Here is a 25,476-nt window from a genome sequence, read left to right on the forward strand (position 1 = left end):
ATTAATGCTTTAAAAACAATATGAGTATATTATTCTTTTAATAAATAAAAGATATTTTGTTCATTTTGTTTATTGATAGAAACAAAAAGCTCAAGCGCCTGGACAGTAAAAAAGGCCATAGAAAAAACGCCTCATTAGGCGCTTTTTCCTTCAATACTTTAGGGCAGTTAGTTTATAAGAATATAAAATTATCTCTTCTCATTCACCCAAACAATCATTTCACCTGGTTGACGATTACACCATGCATAGTAAGGAACTGCTCTAATTTCTACCTTACGTGTGTGATCTTCTACAGGTCGATATAATTTATCTTCCCAACCAGCCTCCTCTATTCGTTCAGCTTGACCTGAAATGATCACAATTCCTTCGAGTAAATCCTCTTCAAATTTTGCTTTTAATTCGGCATCTCTTGGAAGGAAGATACTAGGTAAGTTTTTTCCGTTATCAACTTCCTCTAGACAGTAGACAATAGGGCCACGTTGAAGAGCTACTTTTCCATTATTATTGCGAACAAGTGGATTAGCCTGGATCCGTTCTATGACCATTTGGAGTGCTAATTCTACTTGATCGTTTTCACTCCAAATACGATTAATATAGACATAGCCATTTTTCATTAACGGCTCATGATCGACAATTTCTCCATTTACTTTTACAACTGCTCCTTTTGACCAGCCTGGAATACGAAGTGATATGGTGAATTGTTGATCAGATTTAGGAGAAACATTGATTGATATAATACCATCCCAAGGATAGTTTGTTTTTTGAACAATACCTATTTGATTGCCTGCTATGTCGATTTGTGTTTCATGTCCCATATATAAATGGACGAATAGTTCATTTTCTTTTTGAGTGTATATATAATGTCCAATTGACGCTACTAATCTCGCAATATTTGGAGGACAGCAAGCACAGCCGAACCATTTTTGACGGACAGGCTTAATATGCTTCTTGTCGTTTCGTTTTTCACTAGCGTCCGGCTGAACTTCTAATGGGTTCACATAAAAGAATTTCTTCCCATCTAAGTCCATTCCACTTATTGTTCCGTTATATAAAGCTGTTTCTAGGACATCAGCATATTTACGATTTATCTCAAGATTAAGCATGCGATTTGCCCAAAAAACAAGACCGATAGAAGCACATGTTTCAGTATAAGAAAGATCATTTGGTAAGTCATAATCAAATGAGAACGCCTCACCAAATACCATTGAACCAATTCCTGCTGTTATATACATTTGCTTTTGAGTCACGTTATCCCATAAGGCCTCACACGCTTTTTTCAAGGATTCATCATTGGTTTTAGATGCAAGATCTGCCATTGCTGTGTACATATATACCGCTCGAACAGCATGACCAACTGCTTCTTTTTGCTCTCTCACTGGCTTATGTGCTTGATGGTAGGCATAGTCATCATTGAACCAAAATGGTTTGGTTTCATTTCTTTCATTTTTCTCAAGATCAAAATAATGTGGCTGTTTTCCACGTTCATCAATGAAATATTTACTTAAATTTAAGTAGTTTTCGTTAGCTGTCACATCATATAATTTAACAAGAGCTAATTCAATCTCTTGATGTCCCGGGTATCCTTTTAGTTTATCCTCTTCAGGTCCAAATACCGAAGCAATATGGTCAGCATATAGACACACAATATCTAAAAATTCCCTTTTGCCAGTTGCCTGATAATAAGCAACTGCTGCTTCAATTAAATGACCTGCACAATATAATTCATGATTATCACGTAAATTTGTCCAGCGGTTTTTTGGTTCTTTCACTTGATAATACGTGTTTAAGTATCCGTTTTCATCTTGGGCTCTTCCTAATAAAGCAACAACTTCATCAACGATTTGCTCAAGCTCCTCGTTCGGTTCATTTTCTAAGCTAAACGCAACAGCTTCAATCCATTTTGCAACATCACTATCTTGGAACACCATCCCAAAAAATTCACCTTCAACTTCCCCAGCAACAAGACGGAAATTCTCAATTGCATGACTAGGAGCTGTGTCAGGAATACGATCGTTTAGAGCTTCCCATTGATAAGGAATGACATGGTCGCGAATAACCTCAAGACGTTTTTTCCAAAAGCTATCAGTGATTTTAACATTTGATTTTCCTTTTTGTTCGATTTTCATTTTAAATCCTCCTCGATTATTTAATCTATTTATTAATAAAAACGATAACGCTTACAAATCTGTTTTTTATTAAACGTTTTCTTCCTCCTCTTCATAATCATGTTATTTAAAGTAAACTCGAGATCTTTTAAACTATTTTTTGAGCTCGAATCCTACTTTCAATCAATTTAAACGTTTAAGTAATTTTCAACCTTATCTAACGAATACTATGAGAGACCATTAGGTGGGCAGACTGAATCTCTTTCAATTAATTCACAGCTTAAGGTGGTTTTTAATTTGTTACAATCCGTTGGACTTCCACTAATTAAATGATTAATCGTTTCAATAGCTAATAATCCCATTCTTCGTAGGGGAAGACTCATTGTTGTAAGTTTAGGAGAATAGTAAGCACCAAATTCTCTATTATCAAATCCGATGATTGAAATATCATCTGGAACTCTATAACCTAAATCATTGCAAGCGCGGATCGCACCTATTGCCATCTGATCATTCATCGCAAGAATTGCTGTTGGTAGATCTTTTGTTTCAAGCAGTTCTTTTGTCAAGGAATATCCTGAATCAAATCGCCAATCCCCTGTCTTTATATAGGTAGGGTTAAATAAGAGATTATGTTTTTTGATTGATTTATAGTAACCTGAATACCTTGAATGAGAAGACATCGAGTCAATATGACCACTAATTAAGGCTATTTTTTTATGACCCTTTGAAACAAAGTAATTCGTCGCTTCATAGGCTGCTTGCTCATCATTATAATTGATTGAGCAATGCTCTTGATTTTTTGTATAACAGTATGTAAACAATATAGGAATATCTGTTTCTGGAATACTTTCAGTTACATCTCTTGGATGCAGGCCAACATAAATGATTCCATCCACTTTTTTACTCACCAATTCATCCATTATTTTTTTTATGATCTGTTTCACTAGATCTGGATCATTTTGGTTATTGCTTACTCGCTTTTCTAAACGCATATTTGTTAATAAAATGGAAAGACCAAGTTTTTCGGCATTTTCATTTATTCCATCGATTATATTAGGGGCATTGAAAACTGTTATATCTTCAACAATAACTCCAATTGTATTTGTTTTTTTCATTTTTAAGCTTTTGGCAATTAGGTTCGGACGATAATTTAATTCCTTTATAACTTCTAACACTTTCTTTTTCGTATCCTCCCCTACGTTTCCGCTTTCATTAAGAACGTATGAAACAGTAGCTATCGAAACCTTTGCTCGTTCAGCAATATCCTTCATTGTTATCATTAACATCGCCTCTTCTGTTTAATCGTTTAAGTTAATTTGATCATAAACTACTAAAAGAAAAAAAACAATAATGTTTTCTGAATTTTCTCTCTACAAAAAAAAAATAGAGATGGAAAAATTCCATCTCTTATCCAACCTCAAGCATATTAAACTGGGCTTTAACAAGCTCATAATAAATCCCTCTTTGTTCCATTAACTCATCGTGATTTCCTTGTTCCATGATATTTCCATGATCGAGCACAATAATATTATCTGCCTCCCGAATTGTTGAAAGGCGATGGGCAATCATGATCGCTGTGCGCCCTTTTAATAATGTTTTCATCGCATTTTGGATTTTAATTTCTGTCTCTGTATCAATGCTCGCTGTTGCTTCATCTAATATGATAATCGTTGGATTAGCAAGCAACGCCCTTGCGAATGAAATCAACTGGCGTTCACCTACAGATAAAACATTCCCTCTTTCCTCAACCTCTGTTAAGTATCCATTCGATAGGTTTTGAATAAAATCGTCTGCGCCTACTGCTTTTGCAGCTTCAACAACTTCTTGGTCCGTAGCTGTTGGACGACCGAATCTAATATTATCAATAATCGTACCTGAGAAAATAAATGTATCCTGTAGAACAACACTAATCTGTGCTCTCAGTTCTTCAATTGAAAGGTCCTTAATCGGAATCCCGTCAACTTTCACCACACCACCAGTCGCATCATAAAAACGGCTAATTAAGTTTGCAATTGTTGTTTTTCCCGAACCTGTATGACCAACTAATGCTACAGTTTGCCCGGCTTCGATCGTAAGTGAGATATCGTTAAGTGCCTTTCTTGATGCATCATATGCAAATTCAACTGACTCAAACTCAATTTGGCCTTTCATATCAGACAAGAAAATTGGGTTTTTTGATTCTGCGACAAGCGGTTTTTCATCGATAAATTCGAATATTCTCTCTGATGAAGCCATCCCCATTAATAGCTGATTATACACCTGACCAAGTCTTGAAATTGGTTCCCAAAACATTCCTAAGTAAAAAGCAAAGGAAACAAATGTCCCGATCGTCAATGACCCGTCTGCAATGAGCGTAGCTCCGTACCAGATTAAAATTGCTGTACCAATTGCATTGGTCATCTCCACCATAGGCGTAAACATCGCATTTCTTTTAGTCGCATTTCTCCATGATTGAAAATTTTCCGTATTAACTCCATCAAAGAATTCGATGTTTTCTGCTTCTTGGGTGAAGGATTGTGTAACACGTATACCTTGGATGGACTCATTTAAATGAGAGTTTAGCTTAGACTGCTTTAGTCTTACTGTCTGCCACGAGCGACGAATCTTTTTTCTTAAGCTAGTCGAAATAAAAAACATAATCGGAACGATAACCAAGATTGCTAGTGTTAGCTCTGGACTCAAAGTAAACAATAGCACAACAACCCCAATGAGCAAGAAAAAGTCCATTAATAAATTAATTACTCCACTAGTAAACAGTTCTTGTAATGAGTTTATATCGTTCATAATGCGAACTAAAATTGATCCTGCAGATCGTTGATCAAAAAAACGGTGAGACAGAGATTGAACATGAGTAAATAAATGTCTCCTAATATCATAAATAACATTTTGTCCAAGCAAATTCATCCACTTAATTCGAAACCTGTTTGCAATATAGGATAAAATGTACATTGCTGCAATCGTTATGACGAGTATCGTTAATAGATTCATATCATTATTCTTAATTGCATGGTCAAGCGTATATTTTCCTATTAATATAGGAGCTGTTAATCGTACAACAGCCGATACAATAACGGCAAGAAAAGCTAATGGTAACACGTTTTTTGAATAAGGCTTTAAATAACTTAAAAGCCTCCACATCTGCTTCCAGTTAAAGGGCTTTTCGATGATTGTATCAGTCGAATATTGAAACCTTTCCTTAATAAGTACCTTCTTATCTTGATTTCCCATGATCACACCTACCCCACAGTAGACTGAAGTACAGCCTTCTGATCCTTGTATTGTATATCAAAGATTCTCTTATAATAGCCTTGCTTCGTCACTAACTCATCATGTGTTCCTCTTTCAACAATTGAGCCATTTTCAAGAACGAGTATTTCGTCAGCATGCTTTAACGATGAAATTCGATGAGCAATTATGAAAGTTGTTCTTCCCTTCATGACTTCTTTTAACTCTTTTTGTATATTAAACTCTGTCGTCATATCAACAGCACTTGTAGAATCATCTAAGATTAAAATGCTGGGATTCATACAAATTGCCCGAGCAATGGCGATTCGTTGCTTTTGTCCTCCTGATAAACCCATACCTCGTTCACCAAGCATTGTATCGTAACCATCAGGAAGTTCCATAATAAATTCATGTGCTTGAGCTCTTTTTGCTGCATCAATTATTGTTTCCATTGTTGAGTCTGGTCTGCCATAGGAAATATTTGCTCTAATCGTTGATGAAAATAAAAACGATTCCTGTAACACAACTCCCACATTAGAACGTAGTGTTTTTAAGGGATAATCGGTTATATCCCTACCATCAATAAAAATCTCTCCAGTAGTCGGAGTATAAAACCTTGTCATTAATTGAGTTAAACTAGTTTTTCCTGATCCCGTTGCTCCTATAAGCCCGATCGTTTTACCAGAGCATGCTGTAAATGACACATTATTAAGTGCTAAGGCGTCTTCTTTTTGATAGCGAAGACTAACATTCTTAAACGATACATGACCTTCTAATGCTGGAACCGTGACAGTATTCTCCTTGTTTCTTATCGTTTCATCTGCTTCAAGAATCTCTAGTAAGCGCTCACCAGAAGCCTTTGATTGCGAAAACAGGTTTATTACAAAACCAAGGTGCATGATAGGCATCATCAAATACCAAACCAAACTAAAAAACGCGACAAGTTCACCTGGTTGTAGTCCTCCCCTCATGACGAGAACGCTTCCATAAGCCAACAAAGCTACTACACAAATATTACCTATTAACTCCATTAGTGGAAAATACTTCGCCCATACTAATGAAGTGGACAAATTCTTTTCTTTATAATGACCATTTGCATCATTAAATTTTGATATTTCGAAATTTTCTCGCGAAAGTGCCTTAACCGTTTGTATACCACTAATATTTTCTTGCACATTCGTATTTAATTTACCAAAAGACTCTCTTATTTTTCGAAAAGCAGGATGCACTCTTTTGTCAAATTGGTAAACGGCTATTGCTAAAAATGGTAAGGCTGCTATCGTAACCAATGTTAATGGAACAGAGTAGATAAACATAACAGTTAATGTTCCACAGATTAATAAAAGAAACCGAACAAGCTCAGAGAAACCAAATGATAAGAAAAAGCGGAACCCCTCTACATCTGCAGTAAGCCTTGACATTAAATCTCCCGTTTTTGCATTGTCATAATACATAAAAGGTAATCGCTGTAATTTTTCATATAATTCATTACGTAGCCTATAGACCGATTGAATTCCAAACATATCCCCTAAGTACTGATGAAAAAATGCGGACACTCCTTTTATTGCCATTAAGGATAAAAAACCAGCAACAATCCATGGAATATATTCATATTGCTCTTTTAATACAATTTCATCAATTGTTAGCTGTAGAACAATTGGATAAATAACAGTAATCGTTGTTATAAATAAAACAAAAAACAATGACCATAGGAAATACTTTTTATAAGGCAAATAAAAGCATTTCAACTTTTTAAAGGTATCCATATATACTCCTCCCAACCCAGAAACTAATTTGTTGATTTTTACATTATCTATACTTATAGTGGCATACCTCTAAATATATCGGGAATCGAAATAATTTTCTAGTTATTTATTTCATTTTTCTAAAAAATCGAACCATTTGATGAATACACCTCCATCTTCTTGATGAACGATCTACTACTTTAGGATGAGAAGAATAAAAGTACACTACATGATCTAGCTTTGGCTTTTTTTTAAGTGAATCAATAGGTAATAATGGTTTATTTTCTTATCATCCAAAAAAAAGCAACCCTCAAAGCATTTTTTTCCATACCTGTTATCGATATGCAAATACCGCTTTTTTATGAGTTGCTTTTTTGGATGCTGTTATTTTGTTTTTTCTCTACGTGCTTTTTCTAATATTGATTGAATACAGCTTGTTTTTGCACTAGCATATTCATTTCCATTTTCCCAATTCTTTAACGATAGCTCTTGTTTGACTTTTTCATATAATTGACGATCAACAACTGAATTCCTTAAAAAATCTCGGAATAAAAGATGATCATTCCACCAATCACTGTTAATGGGTACAACATGTATATGCGACTTTCGTGCTCCATGTGGAATTTCAATAAAATTTTCCTTTGTCAAAACGCTAGGAAATTCTATATTTACAGTTTTCAATCCAATTAAAAATCTGCGAAATGGTAGCTGTTCATTATAAATCGGCAAATAAACAAATGCCCCCTGGGCCATCCTTGACGCAACAGTATCAAGCAGCGACTCTTCTCTTATGCCGATCATGATATCGAGAATCGGTTTCGCCGATAATCCACAAATTGATGTACTTCCGATATGTTCAATCAATGGATCTAAGTCTCCGATAACACCTGATAGTTCCTTTTTTTCTAGTTCAAAATCTAATGGCCATTTTGGATCATAGCTAGATAATGTGATTTTCATACTTCCTCCAATACTTTTGCATTTTTTACAAACTAAAAAACCTGATCTTTGCGATTAATACGTTATATAATGAACCATTCTATGGGTGTAACTTATACACCTTATGTATTAAGTTACATTTTCAGGAGATAATTAATAGGACTATATAAATAAATGAGGACTTATATGTATTTATTATTAGCTGGGACATTTTTCATCATAATTGCTATTTATTTTGTAGATTGGGCAATGTGGAAAGAATTTTATCCAACAATTCAATTCTACATTATCTGTAACCTGCTATATAATTTTATTTTTTATCATCATACATTATGGTCTTACGATACATCCTCCAAAGTATGGTTAAAGCATACGTTTATTGAAATCTTATTTTCATTTATTATCATACCAGTCATCATCATGATTTATCTTCGTTTTGTTCCTTCTGGCCGGAAAGGTATAGTTTATATAGTTTTATGGATTTTCTGCTTTTGGCTTACTGAAGTAATGTTTAAAAAAATGGGGTATTTTGTTTATGATAATGAATGGAATGAATGGTGGTCACTCCTTTTTAACATGATTATGTTCCCAATCTTAAGATTACATAGTAAGAAACCTTTAATAGCCATCATTATATCTGTACCTATCATCTTAATTTTGTTGTTGTTTTTTCATCCTTCCCTAAATGAGATAAAATGACTAGGGCACATTAAACCCTTATCGTTAAAATTAAAAGCTAAAAAAAGAGGCTGGACTTCTTTAAAAGTGTCGGCCTCCATTCTGAGATTCTTTTCTAAGACTATTTCAAATAACTCTAAATACCTTTATACTCAGTAACTCCAAATGTGTCGTCTTTTGAGTATCCATTAAAATAAATATCTAAGTCATGGAACAATCGGTGCAGTTTAATCATTGCGTCACGGTCTTCTGATTCAATCACTTGTTTTGCAGTATTTTCGATGCTGATAAAATCCTCGGATAATCGTTTATCCTTTATTTTTATCCCTTTAAATGCTTCAACGATACGTAAGGCCTTTTCTTGTTGATCTTTATAATCTGCAGTTTCAACACGCCCCCAACATAAGGTAGTATTATAAAAATCATGAAACACCTCTATAAAATCATGTCCGTTTTCAAAGTCACTTCCTGAAAATACTACGATTTCCTCTTTTGCGGGTTTATTTACAATCTCTTCTGAGAAATCCTCACTTTTTTCTTCTATTTTTGTTCCAGGATTAGAGGATGTATTAGAATTTATTGGTTCAGCTGAATTTCCAGATGAAAACAGCGTCCAACTCACCCAACCTGCAAAAACAAAAATTAAGCATATTATGCTAGACAACAGAATCCATTTTTTATGTTTCATGTTCATTTCCTCCCTAAATGTCATCCTAATCACGGGAGCCTAAGTATTTCTAATACACCCTTCTCTTTCGAAAATAATTCATGAAAGTAAAAATGATAATGTAAAAATATATATATAAGACATTAGATCTCCATACGTAAAACAAATTTCATTGCAAAATCAGACTTTAATAAAAATATGTATCAATGAATCTAACTATTATCTATGTTTTCCTACCCTTAATAGTAAATTATACCAAAAACTCCTAATATAAATCCACAAAAAAAAGTAAGTCGTTGACTCAAATCAAAGAGTCATACACCTCCAAACATAATATATAGTCTCTCGATGATTTGAAAGATACTATATTCAAGTACATTTGGATGGGTCCGACGTTTTCTGAGTCAACCTCTTACTTTTCGCTATTTCAGCCTATTTCTTTAAGTAACAATTAAGATTGTGCTTGCTTTTGCTTGCGTCTAATTAAATAGATTACACCACCACAAGCAACTAAAATAAAACCAATTGTCATCATATTAAACATATTTGTTGCTGTGCTTGGTAAAAAATTTCCAGATGAGCCAGAGTTAGAATTAGAATTACTATTTGAACCGTTACCAGAATCAGAGTTAATTACATCTTCATCTAAACTGTCATCATTATTCGTCGTATCATCACCTGGATCTTCATTTGGGTTTTCACCTGGGTTTTCATCCGGTTCTGCTCCAATTGTAATTCTACCTTCAACTTGAGTTTCAACTATGCCTAATTCAGTTAAATATTCTTGGAAAACATCATAGTCTGGTATAAACAATTCAGTCATACGACCATCGTCTTTTGCAGCCTTGAAAGAAGTATATCCATCTCCACCGTCTGCAATGTATGCGTTTGTAGCAACTGTGTAACTCTCGTCTAGTTTAATTTGTTCAAAGCCTGATTCGGTTTTGACTTCAACACTGTGAACACGGCTACCAGTTGGTTTATTAGGATCATATCCAAATTTTAAGCCTGCTACTTGTGGGAAGCGTCCAGCAATATCCTCAACTTGACTAACACCATTTTCTAATGCCTCAATTATTTCTTGACCTGTTAGATCTAGTGTTACTAATGTATTAGCAAATGGGAGTACCGTTAAGACTTCACCTAGAGAAATTTCACCTTGGTCAATTGAAGCCCGAATTCCTCCAGCATTTTGGATTGCAATTGTTGCACCAGTATTTTGTTCTTGTGCTCTCCAAAGCATTCCATCTGCGATCAAGTTACCTAAGTTAGTTTCTTTCGTACGAACATCATCGCGTTCTCCATTTAAAAACACCGAGGATTCACCAACGATTACATTTTTCAACTCTTCAATCGGCTCTGCTAATTGTGCTAAACGTTCAGATGCTGCATTATTCTCTTCTATTAAATAATTTCCATTTTCATCTTGGGCATCCAGATCAATAAGATTTTGATCCCATGATGTTAGAACACCATCTTTATCAAACGTTACATCAGCATTTCCTAAGAAGTAACTATATTCTTGCGCTGATAAAATAATGGTTGGCTCAGCACCCTCATTATAAACAATAGGTTCTTCAAGTAATGTATGACTGTGCCCACCAACAATCACATCAATACCTTCCACTGCTTCTGCCAAAACCTTATCATAGTTATAACCAATATGTGTTAAGGCAATAACTTTGTTAATTCCAGCATTTTCAAGCATTTCAATTGTTTCTTCTGCTTTTTCAATGTAGTTCTCAAACACTATGTTTTTACCTGGATTTGCAAGAATCGATGTGTCTTCAGTCGTTAAACCGAATACCCCCACCTTTTGACCATTTACTTCTAAAATTGTTGCAGGATAGATATTTCCGTTTTCACCTGGATCTCCAATTTCATCTTTAAAAAGATTCTTTATACTTGTGTCCTTTGAATAATCAATATTTGCACTTACAATTGGAAATTCAGCTTTTTTGATAAAATCTGCAAAAACACTTGGCCCTTTATCAAATTCATGATTACCAGGAACCATAGCATCATATTTCATCATGTTCATAAACTCTAGATCCGCTTGTCCTAAATACTGATTAAAGAATAATGTACCAGAAAATACATCACCTGCATCAAGCAGGATTGAATTGTCAGTTGCCTCACGAACCTGCTCAACTGCTGTTACACGACGGGCAACATTATCTAAATGTGCATGTGTGTCATTTGTATGCATGATGGTAAGATTCCAATTATCGGTACTAACGTCCAAATCATATTTACTAAATCCAGTATCTAAAGTTTCAACAAATTTAATGTTATCTGATTGATCAGCAAACGATTTAGCAGATGGTGAAGATTCAAATGTTACATTAACATCACCAAAGATCGGAGCAATTGACCAGTTGTTATCTGCTGAAGGATTAACCTCACCTTTTTCCATAATATAATTCATAACAGCCTGACGATTTTCATCTGGATATTGCTCAATAATTTTAGATGAAAGGTTACCTGGGAAATTCCCGCCACCAGACGCACGATAGTTATTTGTTACGACTAAAAATTCTTGATCTAAGTCGATCGGCTTCCCATCATACATTAAGTCTTTTATACGAGATGAGTCACTATTAACAACCGTACCGTTTGTACTATACTTTGCAGGCTTTGTTACATCGATTTGATATGTAACACCATCAATGACATCATAGTTATATGTCGGAAACTCTGTATTCACTATATTTTGTTCTTCTTGAGAAGTAGGATCAATTTGATTAAATTGACCAGCCGACATTTCCAACCACTCTTTTACATCAGCACCTGTTATTTTAACGATTTGCACGGTATTATCATAAAGATAGAGATCCCCAACATTTTTAATAGCTAAATCACCTTGAGGGATGTTCGTAAAATAATCAGCCCCATTACGCCCACCTGCTTTAAATGGTGCACCAACAGATAATAACGGCATTCCTTCATATTCTGTACCCTTTAGCTTTTCTTTTGCATACCATTTTTGGGCATCTGTCACGATTTGAATAGATGCATCATCTTGTACAAGGGAAAAGAAACTGTTAATAGGAGCTGACGTCGTCCCAACACTTTTTCTTACATAGTCCAGAGTAGATTCATGCGCATTCTTAACTGCAGCAACCATCTCTTGATTTTGTTCAGTTACACCTGAAATCGGCTCTGCTTTCGACTGAGAATCTACTACTTCCCATTCTTCGTCACCCTCAATGACAGCAGTTCGTTTTAATTCAAGATCAATCAAGCCTAAGTGACTACCCCAGTTTTTCGGCATAACAACTGGTACCCCATTAACTGTACCTTTTACATTATCAATATTTGCAACAGCATTAAATCTTGCATCACCTGGGAAAAGATTATGCTGGTGTCCAGATACAACTGCATCAATATCAGAAACCTGCTTTGTTAAATCAAAAACAGCGTTTTCTGCTCCAGAAATACCCTCACTTGAATCTACACCTGTATGTGCAATAACAATTATTAAATCTGCTCCTTGCTCCTTCATTTCAGGAATGATCTTTTTCGCAGATTCAACAATATCCTTAGTGACAACTTTGCCGTCTAAATGCTTTTTATCCCATACATTAATTTGCGGTGGAACAAATCCAGTAAACCCAACCTTAACTGTGTGAGTTTCACCATTATCATCAACGAATTCTTTTTCTACGATTTCATATGGTTTAAAATAATAGTCCTCCTGATTACCAGCATGAAACACATTAGCGTTTACAACCGGGTATTCAGCATCATCCATTGTTTCATTTAAAAAGTCTAATCCATAGTTAAATTCATGGTTTCCCAAAGTTGCAGCATCATAATCTAATAGATTCATTGCAGAGATAATTGGGTGAACTTGTCCATCACTCAAACCTTGATTATTCACATATTCTCCCAATGGATTCCCTTGAATTAAATCACCATTATCAACTAAAATGCTATTTTCCACTTCAGCCTGGCGCTGCTTTAATAATGTAGAGGTTCGAACTAATCCAAAGTTCGTAACCGACTTGTCTCCATAATAATCATAATCCATAATATGTGCATGAATATCAGTCGTTTCCAAGAGTCTCACTTTCATTGTTACAGGTGACCCTTCAGCATTCGCAATGCTAGTTATTGATGAGAATGGTAATACACTAATTGCTAGAGTTGTCGCTAAAGCACCGTGGAATAATTTCCGCTTCATTATTCGCCTAATTCTTCTCCTCAAAACATTTCCACCTTTCGAATCTTTTTTATTATTTCCCTAATACTTTCCTACTACAAAATTATTTTACTAATTTAATGTAAAGAAACTTGTAATTTTATGTACATTTTTTGTAAACTCTTGGAAGCTTGTGTAATATTTTGATATATATTTTCGAAAAGCACAAGAGTCTTTCACACTAATAAAAAGAAAAGAAGGATGACTAAAAAGTGTTCTAATACACTTTTTATCATCCCTCTATACTATTTATACTTTTGTATACCGTTCGTAAAGATCATTTAATGTTTCACAGCCTTTTTGATGAAGCTTATTCACATAAATACTCCAAAGTTTTGCTGTTAATTTCGCATCATTTAACGCATGATGTCTACCATTTACTGTGATTCCGTTATATTCACAGCACTCCTCTAGTGTTATTAGCTTTGCATCAGGTTCTGCAATACGATACAAAAAAGACATGTCAACTAATCGATGCTTAAATGGTGCACGATATAACTTCCAAGAGGCTTGCTGTAAAAATATTTTTTCATGATTTGCATGATGAGCGACAAGTGTATAGTCTTGAGTAAATTGAAAAAATTGAAAAAGAACCTCAGATAATGGAGGAGCATTTTGTAACTGTGTATCATAAAGACCAGTTAATTGACTAATCTCTTCTGATACATTTTTTTCCGCTTTAACTAAGGAATAGAATGTCTCATTCTCAATTATCTTTTCACCTTTTACCTTAATGGCTCCAATTGAAATAATTTGATCTCCTTGATCTGGATAAAAACCTGTTGTTTCTATATCAAAAACAATGACGTTTAATTCAGTAAGAGGAATGTTTAATGTTTCTTCCACTCTCATTTCACGCTGTAACTGCCTTAAATATGCTACTTGCTGCTGACTTTGTCCACCTTGAGATGCACCAATTTTACCTTGGATGCCTTTCATAAAAAAAAACGGGTCAAATGTCATTATAAACACCCTTTTTCAATAATCCCTTGAACATATTGATGTAGCTTTTTACCACCCTTCAATATGTTTTTTATTTCTTTTCGTTCATATTTTGCTAAATTCCTTATATTCAAGTAGTGAACATCATCATAAGATTTGGCATTCGCAAACAAAAGTAGCCTATACTCAAGAAGCTTTTCAAAGTTATGTTTATAAGGAATTAGTTCCTTACAATAGGTATCATTTTTACAGAGAATATCGATTCGTTTCAGCGTTGATGTCTCACTCAAACCCTCTTTTATTGCTAAAAGTCTAATCGCATTTACGTATGGAAGAAATGCAGCCTTTTTTATATCAATGCAGCCTTCATATTTCCCACTAGGCTCAACGTATATCTGACCGAGTGGACCAACAGATTGCTTAATATGCTGAATATTATCCAAAAACCGTTGTAATAGCTGATGATTTTTTACTTGATAAGAAAAAATAAATTGTTTTAGCTCATCCACATAATCACTTTCACCTATGAGACTGCGAGAATCATAGAAAATTTGCAAATAACGAATGGATTCCCAGCTTTTCTCTTCCATCCACTTAAAAAGCTGTTTCTTCCAATCAAAAATTGATTTACACCATAAGGGATTTGAACTCATAATTTTCCCCTCACAATATGGATATCCAATATGATGTAGCCCCCTTGAAAGTTCTTCACCCAACTTTTCAAAATAATCGCATGCTTTTTGACTGTGATCCTTGTAGATTAGCCCATGATCCTGATCACTTATAATCCCTTGTTCTACACGGCCTCCACTCCCCATTACAAACCATGAAAATTCACATGGAGGTAAACCGTACGATTTTTCAAGATGAAAGAGTGCTAATTTACTAGCACTCCTCATCATCTCATCATGAAAATTATTTAGTCCTTTTGTATCGAATTCAAATTGATGGATATGTTCATCTTTCCACTTTTTTATTGAATCATACGAATCAAATTCACCATGCATGAGAGACACTCCCTCACCATTTATCAGGTTGTACGTTCTAGACCAAGCTTCTTGCTTATGAGCCAACATTTTGATCTTTAGCTACAAACAACTCAGGATAACCATAACTGCCATGTTCACTTATATCTAATCCCATAATCTCTTCTTCTTCTGAAACACGTAATCCGTTCATAAGTTTTTTCGCAATCGCTAATATCACAAACGATACAACAAATGCATATGCTCCAGAAGCTGCTACTCCCATAAATTGTACGCCAAGTTGTGTAAATCCACCACCATAAAATAGTCCTGGTAAGCCAACAGTTGCTAGTTCAGGTGTTGCAAAGAAACCAGTTGATAAAGTTCCCCAAACACCAGCAACACCATGCACTGATAATGCATAGATTGGATCATCAATTTTTCTCTTCTCAAAGAATCTAGCACTATAGAATACAAGGATTCCAGCTATAAAACCAATCACTACTGCTGCCCATGTATCAACAAATGCACATGATGCCGTTATTGCTACCAATCCTGCTAAGGCTCCATTTAACATTGTTGGAATATCTGATTTACCTAATACCATCCAAGAAATAATAAGTGCTGATACTGCTCCTGCTCCTGCTGCTAAGTTCGTATTTAGAGCAACAAATCCAAAGAATCCATCATCAACAGCTACAGTACTACCTGCATTAAATCCAAACCAACCAATCCATAAAATTAGGACACCTAAAGCAGTAAACACTTGGTTATGACCTTGAATATTATTTGCCGAACCATCTTTATTGTATTTACCAATACGCGGTTTTAAAAGAATTGTCGCTGCAAATGCCGCCATTGCACCAGTTAGATGGACAACTGTAGAACCAGCAAAGTCCTGTTTACCATGTTCCGCTAACCAACCGCCACCCCAAATCCAATGTGCAATGACCGGATAAATGAGAGCAGAGAATAAAACAGTAAAGACTAAGTAAACTGAAAGCTTAGCACGTTCTGCAAATCCACCTAAAGCTATTGTGATTGAAATACCTGCAAAAGCTAATTGGAATACGAAAAATACAGATGTTGCTAATCCCATATCTTCCACTTGGTAACCTGAGTAAAAGAAATCTGATAAACCAACTAAGAAATTTCCATTACTACCAAAAATAAATCCATAACCTATAGCCCAGAATACTAATGAAGCAAGACCAAAAGTGAAAATGGTTTTCCCTGCAATGTGTCCAGCATTTTTCATTCGAGTTGAACCAGCCTCAAGTAAAATAAATCCACCTAACATAAAAATTACTAAAATTGCACCTAGCATGACCCACAAACTATTCATTAAAAACATTGTATCCATTGAACTTCCTCCCCTGTGCAGTTTCTTAACTTGAGATGTAAGAAAATATAACATCTCGTTCTTATTTACTATTTTATACGATATCAGCAAAGTGTCAACCCGTTTTCAGAAGTTTTTAAAAATTCCGTGTTAGAAAATCTAACATAAATTTATGAATCATCTTATTTTCTCGCTCAACATCATCTAAATAAAAGGTTTTATAACATAAAAAAAGCATCCTATATGTAAGATGCTTAAACTATTTACAATTATTTTGATTTAATCTTCAATTTCTTATTGTTTTTCATCTCTATATTAAAGTCCTTTAAAATCGAGAAGGACATTGCAATTAAAACAAACGTTAGTGGGAACGCACTTACAATAATTGCAGTTTGCATCGTATTCAAACCACCAGAAAGCATTAGCACCACTGCAGAAGCTGACAAGAAAAAACCCCATGTCACCTTAACAAATAAAGGTGGATCAAGACTCCCATGTGCAGTTTGCATACCTAAAACAAAGGTTGCCGAATCTGCGGATGTAACAAAAAATGTTGTAATCAACATCAATGTAACAATAATTAACAAACCAGTTAACGGAAGTTGTTGATAAACAAAAAACAAAACTGTCTCTAAACTTTGCCCGCTAACATCCAGCCCTTCAAAGAATTCAAAATAGATTCCTGTCCCACCAAAGACCGCAAACCAGAAAGCACAAACGAGCGTCGGAATAATTAAAACCGCTATCATAAATTCTCTAACAGTTCTCCCTTTAGAAACACGTGCAATAAACGTCCCAACAAAAGGAGCCCACGCAATCCACCATGCCCAATAAAAAATTGTCCAGTTTTGAATCCATAAAGCATTTTCATCATTAAAAGGAGCTAGTCTCAACCCCATACTAGGAAGGTTTTGAATATAACTACCTAGTGTAGTTGTAAATAAGTCTAACACGAAGCGTGTTGGCCCAATAAACAATAACAAAATCAGGAGAATAACAGCTAATACTAAATTCGCATTACTTAGAAACTTAATTCCTTTTTGGAGCCCAGTTCCCGCAGATAGGATAAATAGTACAGTTACAATTGCAATAATAATTAACTGTACGGAAAAATCATTTGGAATATTAGAAATATAACTGAGACCGCTATTAATCTGTGCAGCCCCTAACCCAAGTGATGCTGCGACTCCAAAAATCGTAGCAAACACAGCTACTACATCAATAATTGTTCCGATTATCCCAGTTGATCGTTTCCCTAATAACGGAGTTAACGTCACACTCATCAAACCTGGTTGTTTTTTTCTAAATTTATAATAAGCCAACACTAATGCAATTACAGCGTAAATCGCCCATGCATGAAACCCCCAATGCAAATAGGTATATCGCATAGCAACCTTCGCTGCTTCTCCTGTCCCCCCCTCCCCAATAGGTGGACTCGCAAAGTGAGAGATAGGCTCTGATACACCAAAAAACAAAAGACCAATCCCCATTCCTGCACTAAACAGCATCGCAAACCATGTGGTCCTATTGAAATCAGGCTTATCATCATCGGCACCTAATCTAATTCTTCCATATTTACTAAAGATTAAAAAGATTGCAAAGATTAAAAAGAATGTTGCCGATAACTGATAAAACCAACCAAAGCTACTTAAGAAAAAGACTTTCGTTTTGTCCATAATTTCTCCGAGTTGATCAGGAGCAACAACTCCCCAACCCACAAATACCGTAGCCATCACGATCGATATCCAAAATACCTTTGAAACTTTTTCCATGAATCAAACTCCTTTAAGTGAAAATGACGAGAAAGTGTAATCATTGATTAATGTTTTTACCTTAAGGTGAAATTAAATAATCGGTAGGATAATTTAGTTTGCTTCAAATAATCATAATTATAGCTACTATTCAATAATTCTTTTATAAGTCACCCAATTCCATTTGGATTGCATTACTAAAAAGGCTATAATTACAATGAATAGGATGTAATGCTTTTGATATGTAGCAATTTGTTTTAATGCATCCAAAAGGTTAACAAGAAAAGAGGTAATTAAGAAATGAACATCATCGATTCAACAATTGAAAAACTAGAAGATCCATTCAGTATCCTTACTGGAGATCGATATGAAATCTTCCTTACATTAGATGTAGATGAGGAAGATGAGCTTTATAGCGAGAATGGCATTAGACTCAAGCTAATATTTGCAGTCGAAGCCGAAAAAACTAAAATTGCGCAATATGATTTTATCGAAAAAACAACTGATCGTTTCTTAGACTTTGCATTGGAAGAGGAAGAAGAAAAGGAAGTTGAGCAGTATTGTCAGCAGCTAGTTGAACAATTGTAGGGATTACATAAGAAAAGGACTAACTTTATTAAAATCACTTAATAAAGTTAGGCCTTTTTCTCATTTAATTAGATTGCCTTTTTTACATTAATAAGCTTTTTTACGAGAGACATTTGATTCTGTTTGGGCTGTTTTCTAACAATTAATATCAATTGAAAAACTAATAAAAATAAAAATGATTTCTTATAAACAAGATAGCGCGGCTTCCAATCTGTAGCAAATTTAGCCTTGTAGCTTCGTAATCCTTTAAAATTGTAAAATTTACAACCGTTTATAAAAGCGTACTTTGCCATTCTCTCTCGCCATGGTGCCCCCTTTTGTGTTCCTACATTCGATAATGGCGACATCCCTAAACTACAAGATACATACCCTTTTTCCTTCGCCCACAAAATCGTAGAAAGAAACACCATATCCATCGCTCCGGATGGACTATCGTTCGTGTACCTCATCAGATCAATACTTAGCGTCTCTGAATCTTTATAATCAGAAGGTAAAGTCGCAAAAGCAATAAGGCGTCCTCCTTGGTCTCTCAAGGTCGAAACTGGAAAAAGCGCAATATAGCCCTCCTGAAACGAACTAACAGAAAAGCTTTTTTCCTTTCGATCAGCTAACCATTCATCTGAAACTGCTTTTAACTCATTTACAAGCTCTGAACTAAACGGAGGATACTTAACAGAAAAAACATATCCCTCTCTTTTGAATTTATTTTTCGTTGTACGCATCTTCGCGTTCTTCTTTCCTTCGATTGAAAAGTTTTCAAAACTAACTTTGGCTTCTTCACCAACTTTAAAGAAATAATAGCCGCGATCATGATAGAATGACATAAAACGATCGCTCGCTTGATAAAAAACAGGAGTTACTCTTTGATCACTAGCAAATTGAATGAATTCGTCTAGAGCTGCTTCAAATTGAACCTCATCTCCAATCGGATCACCAAGTACAATATATTTATTACCTCTTTTTCTATAGGAAATCAATACAGAGTCATTTTGAGCAGAAAAAACTTGTTTATCCTGCAGAAAAAAGAGATGTGACAACGTGTTCCCACCATATTTTTTTATAAACGAGAGCGCAAAGGTATCATCGAATGTTTTTTCATTTCCTTGTTTTCGGTTATTCACCATTAAAATGTAAAAACAAGAACTGATACAAAGCAAGAAAATGAGCATGTTCAACAAATAACTATCCTCCTTAAAACTTTCTATTTATACAAGATACCATAAGAATCACATTGAACAAATAAGTTTTTCTTACCTATTCTATGTTCTCCTCGAATAGTTTCACCGAAATCGGACATCGTAAAAGTAGACTTAGGTAACGTGAAAGGAGGAGAGAATAAATGAATGTTAATAGAGCAAAAGAAATTTCACAATTAGGTGATATGGTGAATGTAACATACCAAAATGAAGGTATTTACATACAATCTGTTGATGAAGAACTAGGTTCTGCTAGGATTTATCCACTTAATAACCCTCAAGCAGAAAAGAGTGTACCTGTCGATCATTTGATTGAAGGATAAATCGAGACTTCCATCAGTGGGTATCTGGTGGATAGAAGACTTATCGTACCTTTAAGGTGCGGCAAAGGAAACTCTAGGAGCGTAAGCGTTCGATGTTGACTTTGCGTATAAGGGGTGTGTAGCTCACAAGTGGTTGGGCGATTGAGCTGGATGTCATAGCGTTATACACAGTACAAGAATTTTATAATTTTCTAAAAATAAAAAGAGGCTATCCACTAATTAGGATAACCTCTTATATGCTTATTATAATTTTACTACGTCTTCAGCTTGAGGACCACGGTTACCTTCAACGATGTTGAATTCAACTTTTTGTCCTTCTTCTAACGTTTTGAAACCTTCACCAGTGATAGCACTGAAGTGAACGAATACATCGTTTCCTTCTGCAACTTCGATAAATCCGAAACCTTTTTCTGAATTAAACCATTTTACAGTACCTGTAGTTTTCATGAGAGAAACCTCCAAAGATTTTTTAATATGTTACTTATATATTTACTCGGTAAATAAAATTCACATATTATAGAGAATATCAAAGTAAGGAGTAGATAATCTCTATAATATGTGAATTATATAGCTCCATATTTGGTAATTTGAAATAAACATACAATCTATTTATTTTTATCATTAATTATTGAAATTGCAAAACCTCAAAACAACGAAAGCCCTACCTCTCTTTCGTCCTTACGGCTCCTAGTCCGCGCCAGTGTGAATTGATAAATACGAATCTGTGACTTTTTTAAAGACCTTTATAGGTCACATCCAGAAACCATAGTATTCACATAGCACTATAAATAGTGAAGCATTAAAAATAAGCACTTCTATTATTCTATACGATTTATCATTACTTGTCAATGTAAACACTTTTTTTGTAAAATACTTTTGAGGGTTCTATTTATTTTAGTAACCTAATAACCTTTTTTATTTAGTATTTGCACAAAGAATAATAAACTCGCAGAAATAAATATCATCGATCCTACCCATAGCCAAGCCATCTTCATATTTCCACTATCAATTGCTACATAGATAGCAGTAGAAACGGTTTGCGTTTTACCAGGAATATTGCCCGCAAACATAAGAGTTGCACCAAATTCTCCTAAAGCCCTTGTAAAACTTAATACAAAACCTGTAATGATATATTTTATTGTTAGAGGTAATGAAATGTAATAGAAAACTGATGATTCACCTGCGCCATCTACCCGTGCAGCATCTTCTATTCCTGAATCAACATGCTCAAACCCCGCTTTCGTCACTTGGTACATAAGTGGAAAAGCCACGACAACTGAGGCAATTACACCCGCCCACCACGTAAATATAATTGGTCCATTAAATAGATCTTGTATCACATGTCCAATCGGACTATTTGTTCCAAATATGACAATTAAGAAGAATCCGACAACAGATGGTGGTAAAACTAACGGTAAAATAAGAATTGTCTCGATTAACATCTTTCCAAAGAAGTTGCTTTTTGCCATAAATCTCCCAATAAAAGTACCTAGGACCATAACAACGACACTCGCGATTATTGCTATTCTAAGTGATAATAAAATAGGATCCCAAAACTCAATATTCATCTTTACCCCTCAATCTATTACGGTAAACCCAAATTTTTCAAAAATACTCATTGCATTTTCATCTTGTAGGAAATGATAAAAATCAATTGCTTCATTTTTATGTTTCGATGTTTGGATCACACCAATTGGATAAACAATTGGTGTGTGTAAAGAAGAATCTATTGTTGAAATTCTTTTAATCTTATCCGATATGTAAGCATCTGTTTTATAAACGACTCCTGCAGAAACATTACCTGTTTCAACATATGATAAAACTTGGCGAACATCTTTAGCAAAAATAACACTATTTTCAATTTGTTTCCATAGCTCTAGATTTATCAAGGCTTCTTTTGCATATCTACCAGCTGGTACCGTTTCTGGGATCCCTAACGCTATTTTATCTACCGTTTTTACATCTTCGATAGAAGTTAATTTAGAACCTATAGGCGCTATTAATACAAGCTCATTTTTTAAGAAATTAATAGCTTCGTCTTCAGGTATAAGATGTTTATTCACTAAATTTGTAAACGTTTCTTCATCCGCGGAAAAAAATACATCTACTGGTGCACCTTGCTCGATTTGCTTCCCCAATGTTCCAGATGCTGCAAGATTAAGAAGAAGATTAACCTCATTTTGTTGTTCGTATTGTTTCTCTATTTCTTCTAAAGCGTCCTTTAGACTTGCGGCTGCTGAAATCGTTAACTCAACTTTTGGTTTTTCAGTTGAAGAACACCCCAGGGTAAAAAGAAAGCATACAAAACAAAGAAGATAACTTTTTATTTTCATCCAATCACCCACCACTAACTGGGGGTATCAATGCGACAACATCACCTGGTTGAATGGTATCTTGATCAAGTGCATATTCTTCATTTACAGCAACCATAACGTGTTCTAAAGAGCCCAACTCATAATTTGTTTCCATCATTTTCTTTAATTCTTTTACTGTTAAAGATGAGTCCTCGATTTGTAATATATCCCGACCTGCTTTTTCCTGTAAATGAGCAAACAATAATACTTTAATCATTCGTTACACCCCCTTAATTGGTTTCCCTTCTGGATAGTATGTTTTTTCTAGTTGATCACCAATCCATGATTCTCCATCTTCCCATACTTCTTTTTTCCAGATTGGAACGATTTGTTTAATTCGTTCAATCGCATATTCGTTTGCTTCATATGCATCTTTCCGATGTGGTGTTGATACTGCAATAACAACAGCAATTTCTGAGATTTCTAATTTGCCTATTCTATGGGATATGGCAACCTTTGCTCCATTCCACTTGTCATTTATTTCATTACCAATCTGCTCTAGCATTTTCACAGCCATTTTTTCATATGCTTGGTATTCTAAAGATATTGTTCGTTTTCCGTATGTAAATTCCCGAACAGTTCCAACAAAGGTGGTAATAGCACCTGCTTCATTTCGAATAACCTTATTCGTTATTTTTTCAATTGAAATTGGACCTTTTACGATCTCAAACAAAGACTCATTCAATGAGTTCACCTACTTTATTTGTTAATAACCACTCAATACTATCTTTCGTATTATTAAAGATTTTATATTTTTTTGTTATATCAATAGGAAGTTCAATACTTGTAATGACACAACAGATATTCTCGAGACTATAAAGGATAGACAAATCTTCAATTGATCTTATTAGCACAACCTTTGGATAATCTGCTGACTTGTACCCTTCAATAACTATGATATCTAATTGGAACTGACGATACATGAAAACCAACTGCTTGAGTGTCAAAGACATTTTTTCAGAAGTCATTACAAAGGAACCATTTCCTTCAACAACAGATACTTGAGCACCAGCATGACGATGCAGCCCTGAGTCTTTTTTGTAATCATCAATCTTAACTGAACCTTGATGGCCATGATGTTTAATCGTGCCTACTTTTAGACCTCGTTTGTCAGCTACTTGAATGTATTCAACAACAAAGGTTGTTTTTCCACTATTTTGATAACCAACTACTTGAATGACTCTGCCCATGAGAATTCACTTCCTGTTTGATCATCAATTAGCAAAACATCTATATTATCCCCCGTCTTATATCCCCTAGTTCCACCAGGTAATACGATAAATGCATTTGCATCAGCAAGTGATGTAACAACATTTGATTTGTCTAATCCAATAGGAGAAGCGACCACTTTCCCAGCGGTTAATGAAATCCGCCCTCTAACAAAGCGAGTAAATGGATTAGGCTTTAAAAAGTCCTCTTCTAAAATAGCAGTAACTCTCTGGAGATGAGCACGTTCAGAATTTAGAAACGTTCGAATGATCGGTCTAACAAATAACTCAAATCCAACAAAGCAAGCTGATGGGTTACCTGAAAGACCAAACAATAATTTACCGTTCACCTCAGCAACTGTTGTAACACTGCCAGGGCGCATCGCTACTTTATTAAATAATACATTGGCACCTAATCGTTTATATATTTCTGGCAAATAATCAAAATCACCTACAGATACACCACCTGTAGTGATTAGAAAATCAACGTTTTCCAATGCGACTTTTACTGCTTCATAGCATTTTTCAAGATCATCTACAAGCTTTCCTAAATAAACAGGTTCTGCACCACTTCTCCTTGCTTGTGCATCAATCATATATGAATTACTATTTCTTATCTTCCCAGGTACTAGTGGTTCATCCACATCTAGCAGCTCACTACCCGTTGCAATAATTCCTATTTGTGGTTTTTTCACAACTGCTACTTTCGCATATCCAAAGGTCGCAAGCAGGGCAATAATGCCTGGTGAGATATATGCCCCTTTTTTCACTAATATATTGCCATATTGTGTATCCTCGCCTTTAAAAGAAATATTATCTCCTTTATTGAAGGACCTTTTCAAAGACATATAATCACGACCAGCCTTTTGAAATACTTTGGTTAACTCTAGCATCACAACAGCATCACAACCACTTGGTATTTGTGCACCAGTCATAATTCGCACAGCTTGCATTTCCCCAATAGTAAACTCACTAACACTCCCTGCGCCAATCTCGTCGATGACTTCAAAATCAACAGGATGATCTGTGCTAGCATATTTTGTATCAATTGAACGGATTGCAAATCCATCATATGGTGAGCGGTCAAAGGGAGGAACAGGATGATCTGCAATAATATCAACAGCTAAAAACCTTCCGTAACTTTGTTGCAAATCAACATGTTCACTTTCTCCATGTACCGAATACTTTAATACTCTCTCAATTGCTTCCTTAACAGCTAATGGTTTTCTTTTCTCTACCATCCA

Annotated in this window: 22 protein-coding genes; 3 read left to right on the forward strand and 19 right to left on the reverse strand. The window is 35.0% G+C overall.

What is annotated here, in order from left to right:
• Positions 1 to 188: 188 nt before the first annotated feature.
• The 5 genes from WCV66_RS20910 to WCV66_RS20930 all read right to left on the reverse strand — a co-directional run bounded on the left by WCV66_RS20910 (position 189) and on the right by WCV66_RS20930 (position 8,035).
• Entirely contained in the window at positions 189 to 2,126 is a 1,938-nt protein-coding gene (locus WCV66_RS20910) for a glycoside hydrolase family 127 protein (RefSeq protein WP_338786726.1), read from the reverse strand.
• 206 nt (positions 2,127 to 2,332) lie between these two features.
• A complete protein-coding gene (locus WCV66_RS20915; RefSeq protein WP_338786727.1) occupies positions 2,333 to 3,385 on the reverse strand; it encodes a LacI family DNA-binding transcriptional regulator in 1,053 nt (350 codons plus the stop codon).
• A 127-nt stretch (positions 3,386 to 3,512) separates the two neighbouring features.
• On the reverse strand, positions 3,513 to 5,333 hold the full coding sequence (locus WCV66_RS20920) for an ABC transporter ATP-binding protein (RefSeq protein WP_338786728.1): 1,821 nt from the start codon (positions 5,331 to 5,333) through the stop codon (positions 3,513 to 3,515).
• A gap of 8 nt (positions 5,334 to 5,341) precedes the next feature.
• The gene (locus tag WCV66_RS20925) at positions 5,342 to 7,096 is read right to left on the reverse strand and encodes an ABC transporter ATP-binding protein (protein ID WP_338786729.1); all 1,755 of its coding nucleotides are present in this window, start codon (positions 7,094 to 7,096) and stop codon (positions 5,342 to 5,344) included.
• 363 nt (positions 7,097 to 7,459) lie between these two features.
• Positions 7,460 to 8,035 (reverse strand): GrpB family protein, encoded by a 576-nt coding sequence (locus WCV66_RS20930; protein WP_338786730.1) that lies wholly within the window; start codon positions 8,033 to 8,035, stop codon positions 7,460 to 7,462.
• 165 nt (positions 8,036 to 8,200) lie between these two features.
• On the opposite strand from WCV66_RS20930, the gene WCV66_RS20935 reads away from it, so the two are divergent.
• Entirely contained in the window at positions 8,201 to 8,713 is a 513-nt protein-coding gene (locus WCV66_RS20935; protein ID WP_338786731.1) for a CBO0543 family protein, read from the forward strand.
• 115 nt (positions 8,714 to 8,828) lie between these two features.
• Here the strand turns inward: WCV66_RS20935 and WCV66_RS20940 are convergent, their stop codons facing one another.
• The 6 genes from WCV66_RS20940 to WCV66_RS20965 form a co-directional block, all read right to left on the reverse strand.
• Positions 8,829 to 9,380, reverse strand: coding sequence for a hypothetical protein (locus WCV66_RS20940; protein WP_338786732.1), 552 nt, complete (start codon positions 9,378 to 9,380; stop codon positions 8,829 to 8,831).
• A 430-nt stretch (positions 9,381 to 9,810) separates the two neighbouring features.
• Positions 9,811 to 13,569 (reverse strand): bifunctional 2',3'-cyclic-nucleotide 2'-phosphodiesterase/3'-nucleotidase, encoded by a 3,759-nt coding sequence (locus WCV66_RS20945; RefSeq protein ID WP_338786733.1) that lies wholly within the window; start codon positions 13,567 to 13,569, stop codon positions 9,811 to 9,813.
• Between the two features lie 243 nt (positions 13,570 to 13,812).
• Positions 13,813 to 14,526, reverse strand: coding sequence for an exonuclease domain-containing protein (locus WCV66_RS20950; RefSeq protein WP_066330706.1), 714 nt, complete (start codon positions 14,524 to 14,526; stop codon positions 13,813 to 13,815).
• Positions 14,526 to 15,512, reverse strand: a complete 987-nt coding sequence (locus WCV66_RS20955; protein WP_338786734.1) for a DUF294 nucleotidyltransferase-like domain-containing protein — start codon at positions 15,510 to 15,512, stop codon at positions 14,526 to 14,528. Before WCV66_RS20955 ends, WCV66_RS20950 begins: the two co-directional genes overlap by 1 nt.
• Positions 15,513 to 15,567: 55 nt before the next feature.
• On the reverse strand, positions 15,568 to 16,833 hold the full coding sequence (locus WCV66_RS20960; protein WP_338786735.1) for an ammonium transporter: 1,266 nt from the start codon (positions 16,831 to 16,833) through the stop codon (positions 15,568 to 15,570).
• A gap of 248 nt (positions 16,834 to 17,081) precedes the next feature.
• Positions 17,082 to 18,584, reverse strand: a complete 1,503-nt coding sequence (locus tag WCV66_RS20965; RefSeq protein ID WP_338786736.1) for a glycine betaine uptake BCCT transporter — start codon at positions 18,582 to 18,584, stop codon at positions 17,082 to 17,084.
• A gap of 279 nt (positions 18,585 to 18,863) precedes the next feature.
• Between WCV66_RS20965 and WCV66_RS20970 the strand changes: the two genes are divergently transcribed.
• Positions 18,864 to 19,151: a DUF6509 family protein gene (locus tag WCV66_RS20970; RefSeq protein WP_338786737.1), complete on the forward strand. Its 288-nt coding sequence runs from the start codon at positions 18,864 to 18,866 to the stop codon at positions 19,149 to 19,151.
• 68 nt (positions 19,152 to 19,219) lie between these two features.
• Here the strand turns inward: WCV66_RS20970 and WCV66_RS20975 are convergent, their stop codons facing one another.
• On the reverse strand, positions 19,220 to 20,320 hold the full coding sequence (locus WCV66_RS20975) for a phosphatidylglycerol lysyltransferase domain-containing protein (RefSeq protein ID WP_338789510.1): 1,101 nt from the start codon (positions 20,318 to 20,320) through the stop codon (positions 19,220 to 19,222).
• A gap of 170 nt (positions 20,321 to 20,490) precedes the next feature.
• Here WCV66_RS20975 and WCV66_RS20980 point away from each other — a divergent pair, with 170 nt between their 5' ends.
• The gene (locus WCV66_RS20980; protein WP_066330719.1) at positions 20,491 to 20,670 is read left to right on the forward strand and encodes an H-type small acid-soluble spore protein; all 180 of its coding nucleotides are present in this window, start codon (positions 20,491 to 20,493) and stop codon (positions 20,668 to 20,670) included.
• Between the two features lie 243 nt (positions 20,671 to 20,913).
• Here WCV66_RS20980 and WCV66_RS20985 read toward each other — a convergent pair whose 3' ends face one another.
• The 7 genes from WCV66_RS20985 to glp form a co-directional block, all read right to left on the reverse strand.
• Complete coding sequence (locus WCV66_RS20985) at positions 20,914 to 21,117, reverse strand: cold-shock protein (RefSeq protein ID WP_066330721.1); 204 nt, start codon at positions 21,115 to 21,117, stop codon at positions 20,914 to 20,916.
• 455 nt (positions 21,118 to 21,572) lie between these two features.
• Positions 21,573 to 22,238: a molybdate ABC transporter permease subunit gene (modB, locus tag WCV66_RS20990; protein WP_066330723.1), complete on the reverse strand. Its 666-nt coding sequence runs from the start codon at positions 22,236 to 22,238 to the stop codon at positions 21,573 to 21,575.
• Positions 22,239 to 22,247: 9 nt separating this feature from the next.
• Positions 22,248 to 23,003 (reverse strand): molybdate ABC transporter substrate-binding protein, encoded by a 756-nt coding sequence (gene modA / locus WCV66_RS20995; protein WP_338786738.1) that lies wholly within the window; start codon positions 23,001 to 23,003, stop codon positions 22,248 to 22,250.
• A 4-nt stretch (positions 23,004 to 23,007) separates the two neighbouring features.
• The gene (gene moaD, locus WCV66_RS21000; RefSeq protein ID WP_066330730.1) at positions 23,008 to 23,241 is read right to left on the reverse strand and encodes a molybdopterin converting factor subunit 1; all 234 of its coding nucleotides are present in this window, start codon (positions 23,239 to 23,241) and stop codon (positions 23,008 to 23,010) included.
• Between the two features lie 3 nt (positions 23,242 to 23,244).
• On the reverse strand, positions 23,245 to 23,709 hold the full coding sequence (locus WCV66_RS21005; RefSeq protein ID WP_338786739.1) for a molybdenum cofactor biosynthesis protein MoaE: 465 nt from the start codon (positions 23,707 to 23,709) through the stop codon (positions 23,245 to 23,247).
• Positions 23,702 to 24,214 (reverse strand): molybdopterin-guanine dinucleotide biosynthesis protein B, encoded by a 513-nt coding sequence (gene mobB, locus WCV66_RS21010; RefSeq protein WP_338786740.1) that lies wholly within the window; start codon positions 24,212 to 24,214, stop codon positions 23,702 to 23,704. The genes WCV66_RS21005 and mobB overlap by 8 nt, the downstream gene beginning before the upstream one ends.
• Positions 24,193 to 25,473 (reverse strand): gephyrin-like molybdotransferase Glp, encoded by a 1,281-nt coding sequence (gene glp / locus WCV66_RS21015; RefSeq protein ID WP_338786741.1) that lies wholly within the window; start codon positions 25,471 to 25,473, stop codon positions 24,193 to 24,195. The genes mobB and glp overlap by 22 nt, the downstream gene beginning before the upstream one ends.
• Between the last annotated feature and the right edge of the window lie 3 nt (positions 25,474 to 25,476).

Source organism: Metabacillus rhizosphaerae (assembly GCF_037201795.1).
GTDB lineage: Bacteria > Bacillota > Bacilli > Bacillales > Bacillaceae > Metabacillus > Metabacillus rhizosphaerae.